This window comes from Mesorhizobium sp. M7D.F.Ca.US.004.03.1.1 (genome assembly GCF_003998635.1).
Classification (GTDB): Bacteria; Pseudomonadota; Alphaproteobacteria; order Rhizobiales; family Rhizobiaceae; genus Mesorhizobium; species Mesorhizobium loti.
On record NZ_RZQG01001244.1, the window covers coordinates 1 to 1,405 of the forward strand.

At 62.2% G+C, this 1,405-nt stretch carries 1 protein-coding gene; it reads right to left on the reverse strand.

Translation table 11 applies throughout. The features are described from left to right. Window positions 1-1,405 (reverse strand): NAD+ synthase (locus tag EN935_RS36000; RefSeq protein ID WP_127374227.1); only part of this gene is annotated, 1,405 nt, incomplete at both ends.

Consider the following 1,405-nt stretch of genomic DNA (forward strand, 5'->3'; position numbering starts at 1 on the left):
CGCCCGGTCATGGCCGCGCGCGACGATGTCGTCGACACCCATCTCGTTTTCGACCAGGCATTCCAGGATATCGTCGAGCACCGGATAGGGCGGCAGCGAATCCTGGTCGGTCTGGTTCTCGCGCAATTCCGCCGACGGCGCCTTGTCGATGATGTTCTTCGGGATCACCTCGCCCGAGGGCCCAAGTGCGCCCGGCGGCACGTGGCTGTTGCGCCAGCGCGACAGCGCGTAGACCTGCATCTTGTAGAGGTCCTTGATTGGATTGAAGCCGCCATTCATGTCGCCATAGAGCGTGGCATAGCCGACCGACATCTCGCTCTTGTTGCCGGTGGTGACGACCATCGAGCCGAACTTGTTGGAGATCGCCATCAGGATGGTGCCGCGCGCGCGGCTCTGCAGATTCTCCTCGGTAATGCCTTCCTTGGTGCCTTCGAACATCTGCGTCAGTGCGTGCAGGAAGCCCTCGACCGGCTCGAAGATCGGCACGATGTCATAGCGGCAGCCGAGCGCACGGGCGCAGTCCTCGGCATCTTTCAGCGAGTCCTTCGAGGTATAGCGGTAGGGCATCATCACCGCGCGCAGCCGTTCCTCGCCGAGCGCATCGACGGCAAGCGCTGCGCAGATCGCCGAATCGATGCCGCCCGAGAGACCAAGCACGACGTTCTTGAAACCGTTCTTGTTGACGTAGTCGCGCAGGCCCAGCATGCAGGCGCGATAGTCGGCTTCCTCCCGTTCCGGGATTTTCGACATCGGCCCTTCCGAGCAGACCCAGCCTTCGTCTTGACGCTTCCAGGTGGTGACGTCGACTGCTTCCTCGAACTGGCTCATCTGGAAGGCAAGTGTCTTGTCAGACCCTATGGCAAACGAGGCGCCGTCAAAGATCAGCTCGTCCTGACCGCCAAGCTGGTTAGCATAGATCATCGGCAGCCCGCATTCGATGACCTGGCGGATGACGACCTGGTGGCGGACATCGATCTTGGCGCGATAATAGGGCGAGCCGTTCGGCACCAGCAGGATTTCCGCCCCGCTTTCGGCCAGCGTCTCGCAGATGTCGACGTCGCCCCAGATGTCCTCGCAGATCGGAATCCCGATGCGTACGCCGCGGAAATTGACCGGTCCCTGGATCTCCGGTCCGGCCTGGAAGACGCGCTTCTCGTCGAACTCGCCGTAGTTCGGCAGATCGAGCTTGTAGCGCTCGGCAATGATCTTGCCGCCATCGGCGAAGACGATCGAATTGTGCGTGCCGCTCTTGCGCTTCAGCGGCGTGCCGATGATGACGCCCGGCCCGCCATCGGCGGTATCTCTGGCGAAGTCTTCGGCCGCCTTTTCGCAGGCTTTCAGGAAGGCCGGCTTCAGCACCAGATCCTCCGGCGGATAGCCGGCGAGGAAAAGCTCGGTGTAGAGC